20 protein-coding genes and 1 tRNA gene are annotated in these 23980 nt (G+C 40.0%); 17 read left to right on the forward strand and 4 right to left on the reverse strand.

The window, feature by feature from the left end; genetic code table 11:
- The 12 genes from J580_RS17355 to J580_RS17410 form a co-directional block, all read left to right on the forward strand.
- The coding region (locus J580_RS17355; protein WP_032005076.1) for an EF-Tu/IF-2/RF-3 family GTPase at nt 1-561 on the forward strand (561 nt) is incomplete at its 5' end.
- Nucleotides 562-621: 60 nt separating this feature from the next.
- Nucleotides 622-697: transfer RNA gene (locus tag J580_RS17360), tRNA-Trp, on the forward strand.
- A 75-nt stretch (nt 698-772) separates the two neighbouring features.
- On the forward strand, nt 773-1213 hold the full coding sequence (secE, locus tag J580_RS17365) for a preprotein translocase subunit SecE (RefSeq protein WP_032005077.1): 441 nt from the start codon (nt 773-775) through the stop codon (nt 1211-1213).
- A 7-nt stretch (nt 1214-1220) separates the two neighbouring features.
- Nucleotides 1221-1754, forward strand: coding sequence for a transcription termination/antitermination protein NusG (nusG, locus tag J580_RS17370; RefSeq protein WP_002115092.1), 534 nt, complete (start codon nt 1221-1223; stop codon nt 1752-1754).
- A 109-nt stretch (nt 1755-1863) separates the two neighbouring features.
- On the forward strand, nt 1864-2292 hold the full coding sequence (rplK, locus tag J580_RS17375; protein WP_001074682.1) for a 50S ribosomal protein L11: 429 nt from the start codon (nt 1864-1866) through the stop codon (nt 2290-2292).
- A 3-nt stretch (nt 2293-2295) separates the two neighbouring features.
- Nucleotides 2296-2991, forward strand: a complete 696-nt coding sequence (gene rplA, locus J580_RS17380; protein WP_005065788.1) for a 50S ribosomal protein L1 — start codon at nt 2296-2298, stop codon at nt 2989-2991.
- A 309-nt stretch (nt 2992-3300) separates the two neighbouring features.
- Complete coding sequence (gene rplJ / locus J580_RS17385) at nt 3301-3807, forward strand: 50S ribosomal protein L10 (RefSeq protein ID WP_002115099.1); 507 nt, start codon at nt 3301-3303, stop codon at nt 3805-3807.
- Between the two features lie 42 nt (nt 3808-3849).
- Nucleotides 3850-4221 carry a 50S ribosomal protein L7/L12 gene (rplL, locus tag J580_RS17390; RefSeq protein WP_001229360.1) on the forward strand — a complete coding sequence of 124 codons (372 nt, stop codon included), beginning with the start codon at nt 3850-3852 and terminating at the stop codon, nt 4219-4221.
- A gap of 304 nt (nt 4222-4525) precedes the next feature.
- Nucleotides 4526-8614: a DNA-directed RNA polymerase subunit beta gene (gene rpoB, locus J580_RS17395; RefSeq protein ID WP_002114857.1), complete on the forward strand. Its 4089-nt coding sequence runs from the start codon at nt 4526-4528 to the stop codon at nt 8612-8614.
- An 86-nt stretch (nt 8615-8700) separates the two neighbouring features.
- Nucleotides 8701-12894 (forward strand): DNA-directed RNA polymerase subunit beta', encoded by a 4194-nt coding sequence (gene rpoC / locus J580_RS17400; protein WP_002114988.1) that lies wholly within the window; start codon nt 8701-8703, stop codon nt 12892-12894.
- 170 nt (nt 12895-13064) lie between these two features.
- Nucleotides 13065-13430: a hypothetical protein gene (locus tag J580_RS17405; RefSeq protein WP_005065793.1), complete on the forward strand. Its 366-nt coding sequence runs from the start codon at nt 13065-13067 to the stop codon at nt 13428-13430.
- A 207-nt stretch (nt 13431-13637) separates the two neighbouring features.
- Nucleotides 13638-13994: a hypothetical protein gene (locus J580_RS17410; protein ID WP_002115127.1), complete on the forward strand. Its 357-nt coding sequence runs from the start codon at nt 13638-13640 to the stop codon at nt 13992-13994.
- A gap of 43 nt (nt 13995-14037) precedes the next feature.
- Here J580_RS17410 and J580_RS0104395 read toward each other — a convergent pair whose 3' ends face one another.
- Nucleotides 14038-14523, reverse strand: a complete 486-nt coding sequence (locus J580_RS0104395; protein WP_005079397.1) for a DUF4442 domain-containing protein — start codon at nt 14521-14523, stop codon at nt 14038-14040.
- A 117-nt stretch (nt 14524-14640) separates the two neighbouring features.
- Here J580_RS0104395 and J580_RS17415 point away from each other — a divergent pair, with 117 nt between their 5' ends.
- From J580_RS17415 to htpG, 5 genes are all read left to right on the forward strand, one after another.
- Nucleotides 14641-15519 carry an alpha/beta fold hydrolase gene (locus J580_RS17415; RefSeq protein ID WP_080591616.1) on the forward strand — a complete coding sequence of 293 codons (879 nt, stop codon included), beginning with the start codon at nt 14641-14643 and terminating at the stop codon, nt 15517-15519.
- Nucleotides 15520-15620: 101 nt separating this feature from the next.
- A complete protein-coding gene (locus J580_RS17420; protein ID WP_002114813.1) occupies nt 15621-17045 on the forward strand; it encodes a Na+/H+ antiporter family protein in 1425 nt (474 codons plus the stop codon).
- A gap of 329 nt (nt 17046-17374) precedes the next feature.
- Nucleotides 17375-17965: an OmpW/AlkL family protein gene (locus J580_RS17425; RefSeq protein ID WP_005065804.1), complete on the forward strand. Its 591-nt coding sequence runs from the start codon at nt 17375-17377 to the stop codon at nt 17963-17965.
- Nucleotides 17966-18152: 187 nt separating this feature from the next.
- Nucleotides 18153-18506 carry a lysozyme inhibitor LprI family protein gene (locus J580_RS17430; protein WP_001060531.1) on the forward strand — a complete coding sequence of 118 codons (354 nt, stop codon included), beginning with the start codon at nt 18153-18155 and terminating at the stop codon, nt 18504-18506.
- 101 nt (nt 18507-18607) lie between these two features.
- Nucleotides 18608-20527: a molecular chaperone HtpG gene (htpG, locus tag J580_RS17435; RefSeq protein ID WP_032005078.1), complete on the forward strand. Its 1920-nt coding sequence runs from the start codon at nt 18608-18610 to the stop codon at nt 20525-20527.
- Nucleotides 20528-20611: 84 nt separating this feature from the next.
- On the opposite strand, the gene J580_RS17440 is transcribed toward htpG, so the two are convergent.
- The 3 genes from J580_RS17440 to J580_RS17450 form a co-directional block, all read right to left on the reverse strand.
- Nucleotides 20612-21508: a hypothetical protein gene (locus J580_RS17440; RefSeq protein WP_032005079.1), complete on the reverse strand. Its 897-nt coding sequence runs from the start codon at nt 21506-21508 to the stop codon at nt 20612-20614.
- Between the two features lie 124 nt (nt 21509-21632).
- Nucleotides 21633-22775: a hypothetical protein gene (locus J580_RS17445; RefSeq protein ID WP_032005080.1), complete on the reverse strand. Its 1143-nt coding sequence runs from the start codon at nt 22773-22775 to the stop codon at nt 21633-21635.
- A 359-nt stretch (nt 22776-23134) separates the two neighbouring features.
- On the reverse strand, nt 23135-23836 hold the full coding sequence (locus tag J580_RS17450; RefSeq protein WP_005079385.1) for a DsbA family oxidoreductase: 702 nt from the start codon (nt 23834-23836) through the stop codon (nt 23135-23137).
- Nucleotides 23837-23980: the final 144 nt, after the last annotated feature.

The raw sequence follows: 23980 nt of genomic DNA on the forward strand, positions 1-23980 counted from the left end.
AAAGCATTCTTAATGCCAATCGAAGACGTATTCTCAATTTCTGGTCGTGGTACTGTAGTAACAGGCCGTGTAGAAGCTGGTATCGTTAAAGTTGGTGAAGAAGTAGAGATCGTTGGTATTAAAGATACAGTTAAAACAACTGTAACTGGCGTAGAAATGTTCCGTAAACTTCTTGACGAAGGCCGTGCAGGTGAGAACTGTGGTATCTTACTTCGTGGTACTAAGCGTGAAGACGTACAACGTGGTCAAGTACTTGCTAAACCAGGTACAATCAAGCCGCACACTAAATTCGACGCAGAAGTATACGTACTTTCTAAAGAAGAAGGTGGTCGTCACACTCCATTCTTAAATGGTTACCGTCCACAGTTCTACTTCCGTACAACTGACGTAACTGGTGCAATCCAATTACAAGACGGCGTTGAAATGGTTATGCCAGGCGACAACGTTGAAATGTCAGTAGAATTAATCCACCCAATCGCAATGGACCCAGGTCTACGTTTTGCGATCCGTGAAGGTGGTCGTACTGTAGGTGCTGGTGTTGTTGCGAAAGTAACTGCATAAGCATATTATAGTGACGGATTACGTCTCAGGTTGAGGGCTTTGGCTCTCAACTTGCATTATAGGTCAGTAGTTCAATTGGTAGAGCGTCGGTCTCCAAAACCGAATGTTGGGGGTTCGAGTCCCTCCTGCCCTGCCATATTTTGAAATAAAAAGCTTGATGCTGGCTTAGTTGTTCATATAATAAGTCGCGAGTTCTACGACGAGTACAAAAATGTCGAATGATAAATCGCGTGACGCATTGAGCGACGCGCCAATTCCTCAAAGAAATAATTCTGCTGAAGTTGTTCGTTCTGGTTCGCCTTTAGATATTGTTCTATGGGTGATAGCAATAGCATTGTTGCTTTTAGCTACTATGGTGAATCAGCATTTGCCAGCGTATTGGGAACCTGCAAATAATGTTTGGGTGCGCGTTGGGGCAATTTTTGCTTGTATCGTTGTGGCTTTAGGTTTATTATACGCCACCCATCAAGGTAAAGGCTTCGTTCGCTTGCTAAAAGATGCACGAGTCGAATTGCGTCGAGTAACTTGGCCAACAAAACAAGAAACAGTCACTACATCGTGGCAGGTTCTATTGGTTGTAGTTGTCGCATCATTGGTTTTATGGTGCTTTGACTATGGTTTGGGTTGGTTAATTAAGTTGATTATCGGGTAAAAGAGCTATGAAACGTTGGTACATTATTCATGCCTACTCTGGCTATGAAAAACAAGTGATGCGTTCACTTACAGAACGAATCCAGCGTAGCGCTGTTGCCGATAGCTTTGGTGATGTCCTTGTTCCTACCGAAGAAGTGGTAGAAATGAAGGATGGTAAGAAACGTAAATCTGAGCGTAAATTCTTTCCTGGCTATGTGTTAGTCGAAATGGAAATGAATGATGATACTTGGCATATCGTTAAAGAATGTCCAAAGGTTCTAGGTTTTATCGGTGGTACACCTGAAAAACCAGCACCAATCACTCAACGTGAAGCAGATGCGATTCTTGCGCGTGTACGTAATACTGGTGAAGCGCCACGTCCTAAAACGATGTTTGAACCAGGTGAAGAATTACTTGTTATTGACGGTCCATTCACAGACTTTAAAGGTGTGGTGGAAGAAGTTCAATACGATAAGTCACGTTTAACGTTGACGATTAATGTATTTAATCGACCAACTCAGGTTGAACTCGAGTTTCGCCAAGTCGAAAAAACGATTTAATCTCAATTGGTTGAAAAGCGCCCGATTTTATCGGGCATTGTTGTTGTAACAGTAGTGTTGCGTAAAGATTGGGGAGCCTAGCGGCGTTTGTACCCAGAGGTATTTTAAAATGGCTAAGAAGATTGACGGCTATATCAAGCTGCAAGTTCCAGCTGGTAAAGCAAATCCATCTCCACCAATTGGTCCTGCATTAGGTCAACGTGGTGTAAACATCATGGCATTCTGTAAAGAATTCAATGCTGCTACACAAAAAGTTGAACCAGGTCTTCCAATTCCTGTAGTGATTACTGTGTACAACGACAAGTCGTTCACATTCATCATGAAAACTCCTCCAGCTTCTATTCTTCTTAAGAAAGCTGCTGGTATTCAAAAGGGTTCATCTGTACCAAACAAAACTAAAGTTGGTAAGTTGACTCGTGCTCAGTTAGAAGAAATTGCGACTACTAAAGAACCGGATTTAACTGGTGCTGATTTAGACGCACGTGTTCGTACCATCGCTGGTTCTGCACGTTCTATGGGCTTGGAAGTGGAGCTATAAGACATGGCAAAGTTAACTAAACGTCAAAAAGCCATTGCTGCTGCTGTTGAAGCAAACAAAGTTTACACTTTGGAAGAAGCAGTACAAGTTCTTAACAGCCTACCTGCTGCAAAGTTCAAAGAATCTTTGGATGTAGCTGTAAATCTTGGTGTAGACCCACGTAAATCTGACCAGGTTGTTCGTGGCGCAACTACATTACCTGCAGGTACTGGTAAAACTGTACGTGTAGCTGTATTTGCTCAAGGCGCGCAAGCAGAAGCTGCTAAAGAAGCTGGTGCTGATGTTGTAGGTTTTGATGACCTTGCTGAAAGCATCCAAGGTGGAAACCTTGACTTTGATGTTGTAATCGCTGCTCCTGACGCTATGCGTGTTGTTGGTAAGCTCGGTACAATTCTTGGTCCACGTGGTTTAATGCCAAACCCTAAAGTTGGTACTGTAACTCCTGACGTAGCGAATGCTGTTAAAAACGCTAAATCTGGTCAGGCTCGTTACCGTGTAGACAAAGCGGGTATTATCCATGCTGCGATCGGTCAATTAGGCTTTGATGCTGCTGCTATCCGTCAAAACGTTGAAACCTTAGTTGCTGACTTGAAAAAGTTAAAACCTGCAACTTCTAAAGGTGTATACATCAAAAAGATCACTTTGAGCTCAACTATGGGTCCTGGTCTTACAGTTGATGTAAACAACGTTTCTAACTAAGTTTAGACTTAGTAAAGAATTTTAAAGTCCTGATTGGGGACAGAACTTAAATAGAAATGTTTTCTATTTGGTTGGGTGGAGCAAACCTTTATCCTTACCCGTCAGGCGGACTTTGAATTGATAAATGAGAATTTATCAGCGTCAAAGACCTCAGGCGAAAAGATGCCGTTTTCGAATAGCACTTTTCTTAATAAACCAGCCTGCGTAGACGCGGTGGTGTGATTTGTTCCTCCTCCGCGTGTAAGTCGAAAGGCTTACGAATTGGGAGTGTGCCCATTGGGTACATAAATCACCTTAGGAGGTTTTACAATGGCTCTTCTTATTGAAGACAAAAAACAGATCGTTGCGGAAGTAAGTGAAGTTGCTTCTAAGGCGTTTGCAGCCGTTGTTGCTGACTACCAAGGCTTAAGCGTAGAGCAATTAACAACACTTCGTGTTGAAGCTCGTAAGTTAGGTGTTTCTACACGTATTGTACGTAACACTTTGGCTAAACGCGCACTTCAAGATACTCAATTCAATATCTTGAACGACAACCTTGTTGGTCCAACAATTCTAGGTTTTTCAACTTCTGAAGATGACATGGGTGCAGCTGCACGTTTGTTCGAAGATTTTGCTAAAACTAACAAAGCATTTGAGTTAAAAGCTGCTGCATTTGACGGCAAAGTTTATCAAGGTGCTGACGTTAGCGTAATTGCAAACCTTCCGAACCAAGAGAAAGCTCTTACTATGCTTGCCTCTGTCCTTCAAGCTCCTATTTCGAAATTGGGTCGCCTTATTACAGCGCTCAAAGAGAAAAACGAGTCAGAAGCTGCTTAATCAATTTTACACACCATTCAATATCCATTTGGAGTTATTCTCATGGCTTTAACTAACGAAGAAATCTTAAACGCAGTTGCTGAAAAAACTGTTCTTGAACTTGTTGAATTAATTTCTGCTTTCGAAGAGAAATTCAACGTTTCAGCTGCAGCTGTTGCTGTTGCTGCTCCAGCTGGTGGCGCTGCTGCTGCTGCTGAAGAACAATCTGAATTCAACGTTGAGTTGACTTCTTTCGGTGCTAACAAAGTAGCTGTAATTAAAGCAGTTCGTGAAGCAACTGGCCTTGGTCTTAAAGAAGCTAAAGACCTAGTTGAAGGTGCTCCTCAAGTTCTTAAAGAAGGCGTTTCTAAAGAAGAAGGCGAAGAACTTAAGAAGAAACTTGAAGAAGCTGGTGCTACAGTTACACTTAAGTAATTGTAAAAGGAGTCGGTTTTTAAATCGGCTCCATAAAATGGCTGATGGCTCTTGGGTCATCAGCCTTTTTGCGTTACAATAATCGGCTCGATTTTTGTTAGTTTTGTTTGTTTTTTAGAAAAATTCAAATAAAACAAGTAATTTCAAATGTTTACCAATATTTTTCTTTTTTAAAAATATTGTTAAGCGTTTTTATACCACTAAAAATTGCAGCATTTGTAAACAGTGGTGGCCATATCGGCCTGCGTAATTCCTTCTGAGCCCGTTCTGCAGGCGGGCTTGGTTTACTTTCCGAGGACTCCAGATGGCATACTCATATACCGAAAAGAAACGGATCCGTAAGAATTTTGGTAAATTGCCCCAAGTAATGGATGCACCGTACTTACTTTCGATCCAGGTCGATTCGTACAGAACATTCTTGCAAGATGGCAAAACTCCAAAAAACCGCGAAGATATCGGTCTCCAAGCCGCATTTCGTTCAGTTTTTCCTATCGAAAGTTATTCTGGCAATGCTGCTTTAGAATTTGTTGAGTATAGCCTTGGTAAACCTGAGTTCGATGTACGCGAATGTATTCTTCGTGGTTCGACTTATGCGGCACCAATGCGCGTTAAAATTCGTTTGATTATTAAAGATCGCGAAACTAAATCAATTAAAGACGTACGAGAACAAGAAGTCTATATGGGTGAAATTCCACTCATGACTGAAAACGGTACATTCGTCATTAATGGTACTGAGCGTGTAATCGTATCTCAATTACATCGTTCACCAGGCGTTTTCTTTGATCACGATAAAGGTAAAACCCACTCAAGTGGTAAAGTGTTGTATTCAGCACGTATCATTCCTTACCGTGGTTCATGGTTAGACTTCGAATTTGATGCGAAAGACTTAGTTTACGTACGTATTGACCGTCGTCGTAAATTACTTGCTACTGTTGTGTTACGTGCACTAGGTTATAACAACGAACAAATCTTGAATTTGTTCTATGAAAAAGTACCTGTGTATCTTGACATGGGCAGTTACCAGATTGACCTAGTACCTGAACGTTTACGTGGGGAAATGGCTCAATTTGATATTGCTGACAATGACGGTAAAGTTATTGTTGAGCAAGGTAAGCGTATTAATGCTCGTCACGTACGTCAAATGGAAGCTGCTGGTTTAACAAAACTTTCAGTTCCTGATGAATACTTATATGAGCGTATCACTGCTGAAAATATTACTTTGCGTGATGGTGAAGTAATTGCTGCGAATACTTTGTTAAGCCATGAAGTTATGGTGAAGTTGGCAGAAGGTGGTGTTAAACAGTTCAATATCTTGTTTACGAACGATATTGACCGTGGTTCGTTTGTTGCTGACACTTTACGTGCAGATACAACGGCTGGTCGTGAAGAAGCATTAGTTGAAATTTATAAAGTAATGCGTCCAGGCGAGCCGCCAACAAAAGAAGCTGCTGAAAACTTATTCAATAACTTATTCTTCTCTTCTGAGCGTTATGACTTATCTCCAGTAGGTCGTATGAAGTTCAACCGTCGTTTGGGTCGTCCATACGAAGTTGGTACTGACCAGAAGTCACGTGAAGTAGAAGGTATTTTATCGCACGAAGATATCATTGATGTATTACGTACATTAGTTGAAATCCGTAACGGTAAAGGTGAAGTCGACGATATCGATCACTTGGGTAACCGTCGTGTACGTTCTGTTGGTGAAATGACTGAAAACCAATTCCGTGTTGGTTTGGTTCGTGTTGAACGTGCAGTTAAAGAACGTTTAAGCCAAGCAGAAACAGATAACTTGTCTCCACAAGATCTAATTAACGCTAAACCAGTTGCTGCTGCAATCAAAGAATTCTTTGGTTCAAGCCAATTATCTCAGTTCATGGACCAAAACAACCCATTATCTGAGATTACTCATAAACGTCGTGTATCAGCGCTTGGGCCTGGTGGTTTAACACGTGAACGTGCGGGCTTTGAAGTACGTGACGTACATCAAACTCACTATGGTCGTGTATGTCCAATTGAAACGCCGGAAGGTCCAAACATTGGTTTGATCAACTCGCTTTCAGTATATGCAAAAGCAAATGACTTTGGTTTCTTGGAAACACCTTACCGTAAAGTGGTAGATGGTCGAGTAACCGATGCAGTTGAATACCTTTCTGCGATTGAAGAAGTAGGTACTGTTATTGCACAGGCCGATTCTGCAGTAGATAAAGATGGCAACTTAACAGAAGAGTTTGTTTCTGTTCGTCATCAAGGTGAATTCGTACGTATGCCACCAGAAAAAGTGACGCATATGGACGTTTCTGCTCAGCAGGTCGTATCTGTTGCTGCATCACTTATTCCATTCCTTGAACACGATGACGCGAACCGTGCACTTATGGGTTCAAACATGCAACGTCAGGCAGTTCCTACTCTACGTGCGGATAAACCGCTTGTAGGTACAGGTATGGAAGCGAACGTTGCACGTGACTCAGGTGTGTGTGTGATCGCAAACCGTGGTGGTGCAATTGAATACGTAGATGCTTCTCGTATCGTTATTCGTGTAAACGAAGATGAAATGATCGCTGGTGAGGCTGGGGTAGATATCTACAACCTCATTAAATATACGCGTTCTAACCAGAACACTTGTATCAACCAAAATATTATCGTGAATTTGGGCGACAAAGTTGCTCGCGGTGATATCTTGGCAGACGGTCCGTCTACAGATATGGGGGAGCTTGCGCTTGGTCAAAACATGCGCGTTGCGTTCATGACTTGGAATGGTTACAACTATGAAGACTCGATCTTATTATCTGAGCGCGTACTTCAAGAAGACCGTTTAACTTCTATTCATATTCAAGAATTATCTTGTGTAGCGCGTGATACTAAGTTAGGTGCAGAAGAAATTACTGCCGATATTCCTAACGTTGGTGAAGCTGCACTTTCTAAACTTGATGAATCAGGTATTGTTTATATCGGTGCTGAAGTTACAGCAGGTGACATCCTCGTTGGTAAAGTAACGCCTAAAGGTGAAACACAGTTAACTCCTGAAGAAAAATTGCTTCGTGCAATCTTTGGTGAGAAAGCAGCTGATGTTAAAGATTCATCTTTACGTGTTCCATCTGGTACAAAAGGTACAGTTATCGATGTTCAAGTCTTCACTCGTGATGGCTTAGAGAAAGATGACCGTGCATTGGCGATCGAAAAAGCACAACTTGATGCTTACCGTAAAGACTTGAAAGAAGAATACAAGATCTTTGAAGAAGCAGCTCGTGAGCGTGTAATTCGTTTGCTTAAAGGCCAAGAGTCTAATGGCGGTGGTTCAACTAAACGTGGTGACAAACTCGTTGAAGAAGTGTTATCTGGTTTAGAGCTTGTTGATTTACTTGAAATTCAACCGGCAGATGAAGCAATCGCTGAGCGTTTAACTCAAATTCAAGTGTTCTTAAAAGAAAAGAGCGCAGAAATTGACGAGAAATTCGCTGAGAAGAAACGTAAGCTTGCAACAGGTGATGAATTAACAACTGGCGTATTGAAAGTTGTTAAAGTTTACTTAGCTGTTAAACGTCGTATTCAGCCTGGTGATAAGATGGCTGGTCGTCACGGTAACAAGGGTGTTGTATCTAACATCTTACCTGTTGAAGACATGCCACACGATGCTAACGGTGTACCAGTAGATATCGTATTGAACCCGTTGGGCGTACCATCTCGTATGAACGTGGGTCAGATTCTTGAGACTCACTTAGGTATGGCGGCTAAAGGGCTTGGTGATAAAATCGAGAAAATGTTGAAAGAACAGCGTACAGTTTTAGAACTGCGTGAATTCTTAGACAAGATTTATAACAAAGTCGGTGGTGAGCAAGAAGATCTTGATAGCTTAACTGATGCTGAAGTCTTGGCACTTTCAGGCAACTTACGTGCTGGTGTACCTTTGGCTACTCCTGTATTCGATGGTGCTGAAGAAAGTCAAATTAAAGACTTGCTTGAGTTAGCTGGTATCTCTCGTACAGGTCAAACAGTATTGTTTGATGGCCGTACTGGTGAACAGTTTGATCGTCCTGTAACTGTAGGTTACATGTACATGCTCAAATTGAACCACTTGGTTGATGACAAGATGCATGCGCGTTCAACTGGTTCTTACTCTCTTGTTACACAGCAACCGCTTGGTGGTAAAGCACAATTCGGTGGTCAGCGTTTCGGTGAGATGGAGGTCTGGGCACTCGAAGCTTACGGCGCAGCATATACTCTCCAAGAGATGTTAACTGTTAAGTCGGATGACGTTGAAGGTCGTACACGCATCTATAAGAATATTGTAGATGGTAACCATTATATGGACCCGGGTATGCCTGAATCGTTCAACGTATTGACCAAAGAGATCCGTTCTTTAGGTATCAACATTGAACTGAAAAATGGTGACTAAGTCGTAAGACTCACGATTTTTTAGGTAAAAACAATATTTGTGACCCAGTCGGGTAAGCATTGCTTCCCGACACACGGAGAAAAAAATTGAAAGACTTGCTCGATATCATGCGTAAGAAAACGGACTCAGATGGTCATGCACCAATTGAGTTTGACCGTATCCGTATTGGTCTTGCGTCACCAGAAATGATTAAGTCATGGTCTCATGGTGAAGTTAAAAAACCTGAGACAATTAACTACCGTACTTTTAAACCAGAACGTGACGGTTTGTTCTGTGCCAAAATTTTTGGTCCAGTAAAAGATTACGAATGCTTGTGTGGTAAATACAAGCGTATGAAGTACAAAGGCGTCATTTGTGAAAAATGTGGCGTTGAAGTAACTACAGCGAAAGTTCGTCGTGAACGTATGGGTCACATTGAACTTGCTTCTCCAGTTGCACATATCTGGTTCTTAAAATCGTTACCGAGCCGTATCGGTTTATTATTAGATATGACACTTCGTGATATCGAACGTGTATTGTATTTCGAATCATACGTTGTAACTGACCCAGGTATGACTCCGTTTGAAAAGTATCAACTTTTAACAGACGAAGAATACTTCAATGCACTTGAAGAACACGGTGATGAATTCACTGCGAAAATGGGTGCAGAAGCGGTTCAGGACTTGTTGAAAGATATCGATCTTGAAGCTGAAATCGCACGTTTACGTGAAGAAATTCCTCAAACAACTTCTGAAACGAAGTTGAAAAAAGCGTCTAAACGCTTGAAATTGATGGAAGCATTCAAAGATTCAAACAACAAGCCAGAATGGATGGTGATGAATGTACTTCCGGTACTTCCACCTGATTTACGTCCATTAGTTCCACTTGAAGGTGGTCGTTTCGCGACTTCTGACTTGAACGATTTATACCGTCGTGTCATTAACCGTAACAACCGTTTGAAGCGTCTTCTTGACCTTGCTGCTCCAGATATCATCGTACGTAACGAAAAACGTATGTTACAAGAGTCTGTAGATGCATTGCTTGATAACGGTCGTCGTGGTCGTGCAATTACTGGTTCTAACAAGCGTCCATTAAAATCTTTGGCAGATATGATCAAAGGTAAACAAGGTCGTTTCCGTCAGAACTTATTAGGTAAGCGTGTTGACTATTCTGGTCGTTCGGTAATTACTGTAGGTCCTACTTTACGTCTTCACCAATGTGGTCTTCCGAAGAAAATGGCACTTGAATTATTCAAGCCATTCATTTTCGCGAAACTACAAGCTTCAGGTCAGGCAACTACCATTAAAGCTGCGAAGAAAATGGTTGAGCGTGAGACTCCGGAAGTTTGGGACGTTCTTGCTTCTGTAATTCGTCAACACCCAGTAATGTTGAACCGTGCGCCAACACTTCACCGTTTAGGTCTTCAAGCATTTGAACCTATTCTTATTGAAGGTAAGGCAATCCGTCTTCACCCACTCGTTTGTGCTGCGTTTAACGCCGACTTCGATGGTGACCAAATGGCGGTACACGTTCCATTGACACTTGAAGCACAGTTAGAAGCTCGTGCATTGATGATGTCAACAAACAACATCTTGTCACCAGCAAACGGTGAGCCAATCATTGTTCCTTCTCAGGACGTTGTCTTGGGTCTTTACTACATCACACGTGATGCTGTAAATGCCAAAGGTGAAGGCATGGTGTTCGCGGATACTCATGAAGTAAACCGTGCACTTGCTACTGGTCAGGTTGCGATCCATGCGCGTGTTAAAGTACGTGTACACCAAACTGTTATCAATGAAAATGGTGAACGTGAACACCAAACTATTATTGTTGATACAACACCTGGTCGTTGTTTGCTTTGGGAAATTGTTCCACAAGGCTTGAGCTTTGACATGATCAACCTTGAGATGACTAAAAAGAACATCTCTAAATTGATCAACTCTTGCTACCGTAAACTTGGTTTGAAAGATACAGTTATCTTTGCTGACCAATTAATGTACTTGGGCTTCCGTCAAGCGACTCGTTCAGGTGTATCTGTAGGTATGGAAGACATGCTCATTCCACCTACTAAGCACACAATTATTGATAAAGCAGAAACAGAAGTTCGTGAAATCGAACAACAGTTCGAACAAGGTTTCGTAACTGCTGGTGAGCGTTATAACAAAGTTGTCGATATCTGGGCGCGTACAAACGACCAAGTTGCTAAAGCAATGATGGATAACTTGTCTTATACACTTGTTAAAAACAAACAAGGTGAAGACGAGAAACAAAAATCATTCAACAGCATCTATATGATGTCTGACTCGGGTGCCCGTGGTAGTGCGGCGCAGATTCGTCAGCTTGCTGGTATGCGTGGTTTGATGGCAAAACCGGATGGCTCGATTATTGAGACTCCGATTAAAGCGAACTTCCGTGAAGGTTTAACAGTACTTCAGTACTTTATTTCAACACACGGTGCGCGTAAAGGTTTGGCCGATACAGCATTGAAAACTGCGAACTCTGGTTACTTGACTCGTCGTCTTGTAGACGTAGCGCAAGACTTGGTAATTACTGAACCTGACTGTGGTACAGCGGGTGGTTTAGTAATGACTCCATTCATTCAGGGTGGTGATGTCATCGAGCCATTACGTGACCGCGTATTAGGTCGTGTAACTGCTGAAGACGTACGTCGTGCATCTGATGATGAAGTTGTATTACCTCGTGGTACGTTAATTGACGAGAAAATCGCAGCTCAGCTTGAAGAAGCTGGTGTCGATGAAGTTAAAGTACGCTCTGTAATCGCATGTGAATCAACATTCGGTGTATGTGCTCGTTGTTATGGTCGTGACCTTGCACGTGGTCACTTGGTGAACCCAGGTGAATCAGTCGGTGTAATGGCTGCACAGTCAATCGGTGAGCCGGGTACACAGTTAACGATGCGTACGTTCCACGTTGGTGGTGCTGCGAGCCGAACTTCTGCTGCGAACAGTGTTCAAGTACGTAACAAAGGTACTGTACGTTTCCATAACGTGAAAACTGTACAACATGCAAAAGGCCATTTGGTTTCAGTTTCACGTTCAGGTGAAATTGGTATTGCCGATGATTTAGGTCGTGAGCGCGAGCGTTATAAACTTCCTTACGGTGCAAGCATCTTGTTGAAAGATGGTGAAGCTGTAGAAGCTGGCGGTATCGTAGCGACTTGGGATCCGCATACACATCCATTAGTAACAGAAGTTGCTGGTAAAGCGCGCTTCAGCCAAATCGCTGATGGCGTAACTGCAACATCGAAAACTGATGATGCAACTGGTATGACTACTGTTGAAATCTTGCCTGTAACAGCTCGTCCTGCTTCTGGTAAAGATTTACGTCCTGCAATCGTGTTGGATACAACAGATGGCGGCGAACAGTTCTACTTCTTGCCACAAAATACAATCGTAACTGTCCGTGATGGCGAAACGATTGGTGTGGGTGACGTTATTGGTCGTGTACCACAAGAAACATCACGTACTCGTGATATTACCGGTGGTCTTCCGCGTGTAGCTGACTTGTTCGAAGCGCGTAAGCCAAAAGAGCATGCAATTCTTGCTGAAGTATCAGGTGTTGTAAGCTTCGGTAAAGAGACTAAGGGTAAAAACCGTTTGGTAATTACTCCTGATGATGGTTCTGAGATTTACGAAGAATTGATTCCAAAATGGCGTCAAATCAACGTATTCGAAGGCGAGCATGTGAACCGTGGTGAGACTATTTCTGATGGTCCACAAAACCCACATGACATCTTGCGTTTGAAAGGTGAAGTTGCATTAACTAACTACATCGTGAACGAAGTTCAAGACGTTTACCGTCTCCAAGGTGTAAAAATCAACGATAAGCACATTGAAGTTATCGTACGTCAAATGTTGCGTAAAGTTGATATCACTGATGGCGGTGATACAAGCTTCATTAAAGGCGAGCAAGTGGATTACATCCGCGTTGTTCAAGAGAACCAAGCTGTCTTGGCTCAGAACAAGTTCCCTGCGAAGTTTGAACGTCAATTGATGGGTATTACGAAAGCATCGCTTTCTACTGACTCGTTCATCTCTGCTGCATCGTTCCAGGAAACAACTCGTGTGTTAACTGAAGCGGCTGTAACAGGTAAAGAAGATGATTTACGTGGCTTGAAAGAAAACGTTGTAGTAGGTCGCTTGATTCCAGCAGGTACTGGTCTTGCGTACCACTTAGAGCGTCGTCGCCAAGAAGCAGAAGCTGCAGAGCATGAGCTTCATAATGACTTCAGCGAAGTAGACCAAGCATTTAGCCAAGCATTAAACTCTGAACAATTCTAAGTTTAGACTGGCACTAAAAAAGGCACCTTAGGGTGCCTTTTTTATTTATAACAATTTTAAATTGTAATTACATAAATATATTAAAGAGTTATTATTTTATTACCTAAGCGGGATAAAGACTCCACAAAAACACATTAGGCTACCTGCTTATGAAGACTGGAGTAAATCTAATGAAAAAAATGATGATGATTGTTAGTGTTGGCCTGATGTCTACAACTTTGTTTGTTGGTTGTCAGAATGCAAGCCCAGAAAGTCAACGTATTGGTTCAGCTGCTATTGGTGGTGGTGCAGGTGGTGCAGTAGGAAAACACGTGGGCGGTAATATAGGTGCAGGTCTAGGAGCGGCACTCGGTGCAGGTGTTGCGGCTAATGCAAAAGGGTCTAGCAGTAAAACCGTACGTAATAGTGCAATTGGTGCTGGTGTCGGCGCTGTATTAGGTGGAGCAATTATTGGTGGTGACGCTGGTGCTGCTACAGGTGGAGCATTGGGTGGTAGTGCCGGTGCAGCCTATGAAGAGAAGAAAGGGAAGTACTAAAAATATCCTTAAATAATTGTTAAACTAAAGAAGTCTTTATGTGATTAAAGACTTCTTTTTTATAATTAAAATTTGGCTTAATAAATATAAAAGGCAGAGCTTTACAAAATATCAATCGATTAGGACAGACGGATAACACAATCTGATCAAATTCCTCATAAAAGGGGATTATTCTTTTCTCTAGAACAGATCATTGTGAGAACGGTCATGAAAAAAACAATTGGATTAGTTTCTGCTTTAATGTTGTCTACACTTATGTTCACAGGCTGCCAAAATATGAGCCCATCTGACCAACGTATTGGTGCAGCAGCAGCAGGTGGAGCACTTGGTGGTGGTTTAGGTAACCATGTAGGTGGAGGTATTGGTGCAGGCTTAGGCGCAGCGGTAGGTGCAGGCGTAGGCTCTAATACCCAAGGCGGCAGTAAACAGACAACGACTAAGAGTGCGATTGGTGCTGGTATCGGTTCAGTCGTAGGTAAAGCACTGATTGGTGGTGACTCTGGTGCTGCAATTGGCGGTGCGATCGGTGGTGGTGCTGGTGCTGCGATTGAAGAGAAAAGATAAAAAATTAACAAATAAAAAAATAAGCGCTTTTAGCGCTTATTTTTTATTGAGGAAAAGGTTTCGCTTTTTTACGTCTGATATAAAGCGTTTTTTGAACCTCTGCAATTCTTACCCCAGATTCATCAAAAATGTTTAGATGATATGTTCTTAAAACAGGTTCATAGTTCTCGGCAAGTTCACGAATTTGTTCTATTTCAGCTAAATCAACTCGAATATCTGCATGTACAGTACTGCGTCCTGGAGAAAGAAAATTGATTTCGGCAGCTTTGTCCCAAACAATATATTTTGATCCGAGATGATGCATAAGAATCATCATATAAAATGGGTCAACCATTGAATAAAGGCTTCCACCAAAATGTGTACCGACTAAATTTTGGTTTTTCCAAGTCAGCGGCATCTTTACACGCACATGGCAAAGTTCTAAATTCATGATTTCAATATAAATCCCTGCGCCACGATAAGGGGGATAGTGATTAAATAGAAATTTTGAAATCGTAGGATTGTTCTGAAGTCTTCTTAAAATAGCCATAATAGTCAATTTTTTTTATTGCAACAGTATTCATACTAGATAAGTATCATCTTTTTTATATTGATGGCAATGCTCTATCCGACTAACGACATGATCGATTGAAAAACAAGATAGGAAATGATTATGCAGCCAAAAGTTCATACAGTAACAACAAGTGATCAACAAACGCTTTGTGCTAAAACATGGGGTGACGAAAAAAATACACCGTTGGTTTTAGTACATGGTTATCCTGACAATCAAGAAGTATGGGAATCAATCATTGAGCATTTGATCAATGACTTCTATATTGTTACTTACGATGTGCGTGGAGCTGGTTTGTCATCTATACCAAAACGTATACGTGATTATCGTTTAGAGCGTTTATCTCTAGATCTCCAAGAAGTTGTTGATGAGTTATTACCAAATCGTCAATTCCATATGGCTGCACATGATTGGGGATCAATTCAGTCTTGGGAGTCTGTCACCGAGCCTAAGTTCAAAGGTCGTTTATTATCATATACCACCATTTCTGGACCATGTCTTGATCATGCTGCTTTATTTTTACGTGATAAATTTAAATCTTCACCAGCTCAAATCCTAAAAATATTAACCAAATCTTGGTATATCGGGGCATTTCATCTTCCGTTATTAGCACCAACTGTATGGTCTCTATTTAGTCCTGAAAAATGGGGTAAAGTTCTTACTCAGTTGGAAAGGAAAAGTAATTTACCTTTAAATAATAATATTAATGCTGATGGTAAATATGGCATTAATTTATATCGTGCCAATTTTATTCCTCGCTTAACTGGCCCACGTCAACGTTATGCACAGTGTCCAGTTAAGGCTGTTATTTTAAAATATGATACTTTTGTGAGTCCTGAATACATCACTGAGGCTATGCCAAAGTGGGTTGAAAAATTTGAATATGTAGAGCTTAATGCAAATCACTGGGCCATTCTGAGTGAGCCAGAGAAAATAGCAACTCATATTCGTGAGTTTATTAAAGCTCAAGCGTAACAGTGAAATAACTGCATAAAACTGTTAATTCGGCGATATTTTCGGCTTCATAGATATGAATCTGCTAGAATATCGCCTTTTGTTTTGCTCTGAACTTATTCATGAATGCTGTCGTTATTGCGATTGCAGTGATGTTCTTATTATCACTGGCGCGCGTTTCTGTCGTACTGACTTTAGTGGTTTCTGCCATTGTGGGCGGCCTCGTAGCAGGTTTAAGCCTTTCCCAAACCGTTGAAGCTTTTAACGCTGGTCTTGGCGATGGTGCTGAAGTTGCACTTGCCTATGCAGTGTTAGGGGCATTTGCTCTGGCACTTTCAAAATCTGGATTGCCTGATTTACTTGCCCATAAGCTGATTGGTCTATTGGGAATGGAAGCTGGAAAAAGCCGTCAGACTAAAGTGAAATATCTCCTCTTAGGTATTTTATTAATTTCTGCTATTTTCTCTCAAAACCTTATTCCAGTTCATATTGCCTTTATTCCTGTACTGGTTCCGCCACTGTTACGGGTAATGAACCATTTAAAATTAGACCGCCGCGCCGCAGCCTGTGTACTTACGCTAGGTTTGGTTGGTACTTATATTTTTCTTCCAGTTGGATTTGGTGCAATTTTCCTTGAACAGATTCTAATGGGAAATATCAACAAAATTGGGGCAGCGTACGGCTTACATGTTGATCGGGCAATGATGCCAATTGGCATGGCCATTCCTGTTTTAGGTATGGTATTAGGCACCTTGGTTGCTGTATTTATTAGCTACCGTAAACCAAGAATTTATGCTGATCGTGCGATTACACCTGTGACCACGATTGATTTAGATAAACCTATTCGTGCAACTACTCAAGTTGAAACAGCCGACTTAAAAGCAGATGCTGAAGAGTTAAAGCATGAAGCAGAGCAAGCACCAGTTATTGCAAAGAAAACGATCTTGATGGCACTACTCGCGATTGGCTTGACACTTGCTGCGCAGCTGTATTCAGGTTCGATGATTTTGGGTGGTTTAGTCGGTTTTGCTGTTCTATCTACTGCCGGAATTTTTAAATGGCAAGATGCAGATGATGTTTTTGTACAAGGCATGCGAATGATGGCTTTAGTGGGCTTTATCATGATTTCTGCTGCCGGTTTCGCCTCAGTAATGACTCATACTGGTGATATTAATCAGTTAGTAAATGGTGTAGTCGAGATTATTGGAGATAACCGTGCACTTGCAGCATTCTTAATGCTTTGTATTGGCTTATTTGTGACAATTGGTATTGGTTCATCTTTCTCAAGTGTTCCTGTATTAGCTGTTATTTACGTGCCTTTATGCGTGCAGTTTGGTTTCTCACCATTAGCAACGATTGCACTTATTGGTACAGCAGCAGCATTAGGTGATGCTGGATCGCCAGCCTCTGATTCAACCTTAGGGCCAACAGCTGGTTTAGGAGTAGATGGGCAACACGATCATATTTGGGATACAGTCGTACCTACCTTTATTCACTTTAATATTCCGCTATTAATTTTTGGCTGGATTGCTGCAATGGTTTTATAAAGTTTTTATAAAATATTAAAGTATAAACCTTCTTAATCATGATCTTTAGATTTAAATTAAGAAGGTTTTTTATTGTCTAAATAAAACATGTATTTAAAATAAATTATATTAAAATACTCGGAATTTGAAAGTATATTAAAATAGTTGGTAATATAAAATAATCTTGATTAATGAGGTTGGGATAAAAACCTATTAAAATAGTTGGATAATATATAATTTTATTTAAAACAGTAGTTTAAAAATAAACTATAAAATAATTTTATAATGAGTATTGCATGGTTTTAAAATAAATGTTTATTATAAATATAAATAAGGTTGGAGATATTAAAGTGTTCAAAAAAGCTTTGGTTATTGCATTAATGGGGATGTCTTCTTTTACTTTTGCTGGTAACTGGCAAGTGAAATTTGGTGGTAGTGTTATTGCTCCATCTGAAGATACAACAACACCTTTAGGCGTGGTAAAAGCAGATCATGAATATGCATTTACACCATCGGTAGAATACTTTTTTGGTCAGTCTCCATTTTCGGCAGAATTATTATTAGCAACACCTATTAATCATGATGTATTGCTAGATGGTAAAAATGCAGCACGTATAAAACAATTACCACCAACAATTACTGCAAAATATCATTTTAAAAACTCTACACGTTTCACACCGTATATTGGTATTGGTGCTACAGCATTTATTCCTTGGGATGAAGAAGGTGCAGCGGTAAAGGTTAAAGAAGATTTTGGTTTGGCAGGTCAAGTTGGTTTTAATTTCCAACCTGCTGATGCTAAAAACTGGGGTGTATTTGTAGATGTACGTTATGCTGATATTAGTCCGGAAGTAACAATTGATCCATCAATTGCTAACTACAAGTTTGATCTAGATATTAATCCTTTTGTTTATACTTTGGGTTATAGCTATAAATTTTAAGCATAATAATAAATAGAAAAATATAATAATAAACCTAGACTCAGGCACCTCACATATATTTTATGTGAGGTTTTTTTATGGATTTTATTTGCACTAAAAAAAGCATAAAACAGACAGTTTTACACATATTTTCTGCAAGTTTTTTTCTAAACTAATTTCTATTCATTACAAGCATGGGAATAAAAACATGAATAACAAATTAGCGATTTGTTTAGCACTTTTGAGCGGTATTGCTTTTACTCAAAATTTACAAGCTGCAAGTTTTTCTTGCGATGCTGCAAAAACGAAAACGGAAAAAAGTATTTGTAAGAACCGTTCTTTAAATGATGCAGATGTAAAAATGGCAACGACATATCAAATCGTTCTGCATGCTTTACCTATGGGTGGGCGAGATAACCAGAAAGATACCCAGCAGCAATGGCTGAAAAAAAGAAATGCTTGTGCTGCCAATGTCAGTTGTATTAGCAAAGCTTACCAACAACGTCAAAAGCAGTTAGATACGATATTGCAAGATAGGGTGTTAAGCCACGGCCCATTTTAATTAGAGTAAAAATTTTTAATATTCAGGATTGAAAAATTCTAGAAGTACTCCATTCATAAAGCATTCGAGAACAAACAGCTTCAAAATTTAAGGAGTGATTTATGAGTGAACAAGCATCACAAAATTATAGTTTCCAAGCAGAAGTTGCCCAGCTTTTACATTTAGTGACGCATTCTCTCTATTCTAACCCTGAGATTTTCTTACGTGAGCTTATCTCTAATGCATCAGATGCATGTGATAAGTTACGTTTTGAAGGAATTAATCATCCTGAATATTATGAAAATGATCCAGACTTACATGTACGAATCAGCTTAAATAAAGAAGATAAAACCTTAACGATTTCTGATAACGGTATTGGTTTAAGCCAACAAGAAGCAATTGATAACTTAGGTACAATTGCTAAGTCAGGCACTAAAGATTTCATGTCAAAATTGACTGGCGATCAAAAAGCAGATGCTCAGTTGATTGGTCAATTTGGTGTTGGTTTTTATTCAGGTTTTATTGTTGCAGACAAGATTACGGTTGAATCACGCCGTGCGGGTCTAGAGGCATCTGAAGGGGTGCGCTGGATTAGTGGTGGCACAGGCGAGTTTGAAGTTCAGCAAATTGATAAAACTTCACGTGGTACCGACATTATTCTTCACTTACGTGATGATGCGCTTGATTATTTAGAATCTTATAAAGTTAAGCAAATTGTTAATAAATACTCTGACCACATTAGCTTGCCAATTGAAATGCAAAAAGAAGTTTGGCAAGAAGAAGAGGTTGCTGAAGGTGAAGAGCCTAAAGGCGGCCAAATGGTCAAAACTGACGAGTGGGAAGCGATTAACTCGGCAAGTGCTTTATGGACACGTAATAAAAGCGAAGTGACTGAAGAGCAATATATTGAGTTCTATAAAAACTTAACTCATGACTTTGAAGCACCATTGGCTTGGGCACATAACCGTGTTGAAGGTAGTACGGAATATACCCAATTACTCTATATTCCAAGTAAAGCACCACATGACATTTTTACTCGTGAAGCAAAAGCGGGAATTAAGCTATATGTAAAACGCGTCTTTATTATGGACGATGCAGATAACTTAATTCCAAACTATTTGCGCTTTGTCCAAGGTGTAGTGGATAGTGCTGATTTACCGCTTAATGTTAGCCGTGAGTTGTTGCAAGAAAGCCGTGATGTCAAAACGATTCGTGAAGGTAATGCACGCCGTGTATTAACTGTACTTGATGGTTTGGCTAAATCGGAAGATGAAAAAGACCAAGAAAAATTCAAAACCTTCTACAGTGAGTTTGGTTCAGTACTTAAAGAAGGCTTGGGCGAAGACTTTGGTAACCGTGAACGTATTTTAAAATTATTACGTTATGCGACTTCAACAAATGATGAAGTAACGACTTCTTTTGCTGACTATAAGGCACGTATGAAAGAGGGCCAAAAAGCCATCTATTATGTGACTGCTGACAGTCTAGCAGCAGCGAAAAACTCGCCGCAGCTTGAGTTGTTTAAGAAAAAAGGCATTGAAGTGTTATTAATGGCAGAGCGTGTTGACGAATGGGCAATGAATTTTGTTCAAGAGTTTGACGGTACGCCATTAAAGAATGTGTCGAAAGGGGCTGTTGATTTAGGCGATTTGCAAGATGCTGAAGAGAAGAAAGCACTTGAGCAAGCAGCTGAACAGTTTAAGCCTGTTGTTGAGAAACTAAGTGACTCATTAAAGGCTAAAACTAAAGAAGTACGTGTAACTACACGTCTAGTTGATTCTCCAGCGTGTTTAGTGACAAGTGAAGGTGAGTTGTCTCCTCAACTTATTCGCATGCTAAAACAAGCTGGACAAGCAGTGCCAGAAATCAAACCGATTTTAGAAATTAACCCTGAGCATCCTTTAGTGAAAAAACTTGAAGGTTCAGAACAGTTTGATGATTTGGCAAACGTGATTTTCGATCAGGCTGTGATTGCTGAAGGAGGTTTACCTGAAGACCCAGCAGCTTATGTGAAACGTATTAATAGTTTATTACTCAAGTAATTTAGCTTTAAAAAAGCCCCTGAACTATCAGGGGCTTTTTTTTGTGGATAAAGAAAGAGTTATCCACAACTTGATGATTTTTGATTAAAAATTAGCTTCTAGATTTATTTGAACGCTGAGTTGGTGTTTCGGATCATCATCAATATGGTTAAAAAAATTAAGATCATTTTGCATAAAAATCCAATCTCTCCATATCGGTTGACGCCATGAAATATAAGGACCCCAGCTATTTAGTCGAATATCATTTTTGGTATATACGCCACCGCTATAAATACCGTAAGTCAGACTATTATCTTTTACAAACTCAAATTGTTGAAAAGTCCAATTGCCCCAGTTGTAATCTTCATTTTCGCTCTTGTTTACATTAAATTTATTAGAAAATAATGTGTTATCTTGCATTTTTTGCGTTAGGTTTAGCGTGGTTTCAGTGTAATTTCGGCTAGTAGATCCGTAGCGAAATATCTGCTCTGTATCAAAGCTAATGTTATGTCTCAAATTCCATTTCTTTTTAGCCAGAAACTGGACATACACATCACTCTCAGAGTTAGAGCCTAAATCAAGGTCATTTTCAAAAGGCATCCAAGTTGAAATGGTGGCCCAGCTTGCACTCAGTGGATTTGTGGATGAAATCTGAGCTGAAGAGTTCTTCTTCTTTCTTTTGCCAAAAGCTTTATAAGGATGTTCAGGCTGAGTCGCACGTTTCCATAAAGTATCATTTCCGAACACAGCCATAAGTTCTTGAATTAAAGCTGCATCAGATAAAGTATTGTTTGTCTCTACTTCACAAGGAGAGAGTGAAAGCGATTGTCCTTTTACTTGAGCGAAACTCGTAGAAGAGTAGGGATAACGCCGTGACCTTTTATATTTTAGAGAGTGATAAAAAAATTGAGAATGGGGAAGTAAAGCTAATAGACCTAAACTATAAATACAAATGAAGACTGCCGATTTATTTTGAAATGGAGAAGAAGAAAATTGATTCATTTTTAAAGATAAGGAATCAAAAATAAAATTAGAACAATACTTTAAAAGGCTAATCTTAAAATTTTATTTAAAAGTATTTTGTTATTCGTCACCTTGGATGAGGTCCAAGGTGATGTTTGCTAGTTTAGAAAAGTGCTTCTAAACGCAAGAAGGTGCTGACAAAATGATTACGGTCTTCGCGGTGGTCATTAAAGTAATTTACATCGCCTTGTACAAAGAACCATTCACGTAAAACGGGTTGGCGCCATGAAACAAAGGGTCCCCAACTGTTTAAACGTAAGTCATTGTCGTTGTAATAACCGCTAGTATAAATACCATAGTTAAAACGGTTGTTTGCAAAGAAACTGTGTTCGCGGAATGTTCGGTTTTCCCAAGCTAAATCATCGTCTTGATCATCTGCATAGGTCAGGCTGAACTGATTGGATAAAATCGGTTGATTTGGTCTAGCATGTGTAAGCTCAAGATTAGTACGTAAGTAGTTTTCGCTGTCTATGCCGTAACGATAAATTTGTTCAGCATAAAACTTAAAATCATTACGAAGTTGCCAATCTCTCGATGCTTTTAAACGAACATAAATATCGTCTCCAGAACGAATACCTAAGTCGGCATCGGTTTCAAAAGGCAATTTTTTCGAGAAATTTGACCAACGTAAAGCAATTGAGCTGTTGTCATCTCGAGTTTGCTTACCATCTAACTTCTTATTAGAGTCTTGATTTGGGTTTTGGTTAATATTGGCTGGGCTGTTATTAAATTCATTATCTAAAGAGTCATCACCAAATACCACGCTTAAACGTTTTTCTAGCGTAGGGAGCTTAATCTTACCGCGAATTCTGGGCTTAATTTCAAAGTTGTCGTATTCATTCCAATAGTTGTCGACCATTACCCGAATGGTTGCAGTAGCTGGTTTTTGTGGATCAACTTCACCAAACCAATTATCAATTTTTTCAGAAGTACGATCGGCCCAATTACGAATTTTCTTTTGCTTACGATCAACCCAGGTTTGATCTTCGGTTTGTTCGGTAGGCGGAACAATAGGCTCATTAGACTGCTCTGGAAAAATGGTTGGGGTTGCGTCTACCCAACGCGGAATTTGATCTAAGAGGTTCTCGTCTGTGGTGACTTCGGTTTGTACTCCAGATGATGTACTTCCTACTTGTTGGTGTGCAGAAGAAGAGGCGGTCTCTGCATGAGCGATACATACTGAACCAAATCCAATCGTTAAAAGTGCAAAAAGCTGCCGGTACGGCATTACATGAAATGTTTTCATATCTATCTTTATGTTTTGTTGTTGTTTCCACTTTTGTTGATTTTTCTAATAAAATCAAGAGGGAGACACAAAAGTTAAGTAAATTTAACTTTTTTTACATATTTGAAATAAATGAAAAAGTTTAAGCTATTAGCGATTATTTTTAGCCAAAAAAAATCCCCCAGTGAAGGGGGATGATAGATCAAGGAAACTTCAAATTCCGATCATTAAACACATAAAAAACAGAACATTACAGCGCGAATATTCTAAGCGGCAATAATAAACTGATTTTTAGCAATTAGATAGTTCTTTTTTTAGAACGCTCTATTGCTAAAATGATGATAAAACATACGATTTGATCACATTTTAATTGTGTTCATTTATTTCTTTGGAACATCACAAGTTTCATCGGTACAAACAGCCGCATCATCTTGCTCGACTTCTTCAGTATTTGCTTTGATTTGTGCTTTTTCCAAAACTTGTAAAAAGACTTCACGTGGTTGAGCGCCAGCAAGAGCGATTCTTTGGTCGAATACAAAAAATGGCACGCCAGTTACATTAAGCTGCTCACGTGCAATTTTTTCATCATGGCGGACAAAGTCAGATAGTTCGTTGGTATCAAGTACATACTCAACTTCAGCATTGTCTAAACCAATACGAGATGCAATTTCTTCTACAACTTCACGTTCGCCAATTGCGAGACCTTCGGTCATATAAGCATGGAAAAAAGCTTCTTTAGCTTCATTACCTAAACCTTTGCTTTGCGCAAGGTGAATAATACGGTGTGCATTGAAACTATTGCCTGAGTTCGCCTTTTGCCATTGGAAATCAATACCTTCAGAAGCAGCCATGGCCGCAATATTGCGCTCCATTTCTTCCATCTCTTCATAGGTACGGCCATATTTTTTAGCTAGACGTTCAGTATTTGAAGTGTCATGTTTAGCTGGCGCATCAGGATCTAATTCAAAACTATGCCAGTGAATTTCAAGATCAATACCTGCTTCAGCAGCTACATGCTCAAGGCGTTTTTTGCCGATATAACAAAAAGGGCAAACTACATCAGACCAGACATCTACACGCATGGGAGAATCTCATAAATTTTAATTACCCATCATAATAGGGATGATGGACCAGGATTTAAAGCTTTGAGTAGCGAATACAGTGTTGCGTATTGTGAAATAAATGGCATATAAAGAAGAATAAGCTCTATTTTATAACTATAAAGA

It is taken from the genome of Acinetobacter sp. 1542444, from assembly GCF_000581835.1.
Classification (GTDB): Bacteria; Pseudomonadota; Gammaproteobacteria; order Pseudomonadales; family Moraxellaceae; genus Acinetobacter; species Acinetobacter pittii.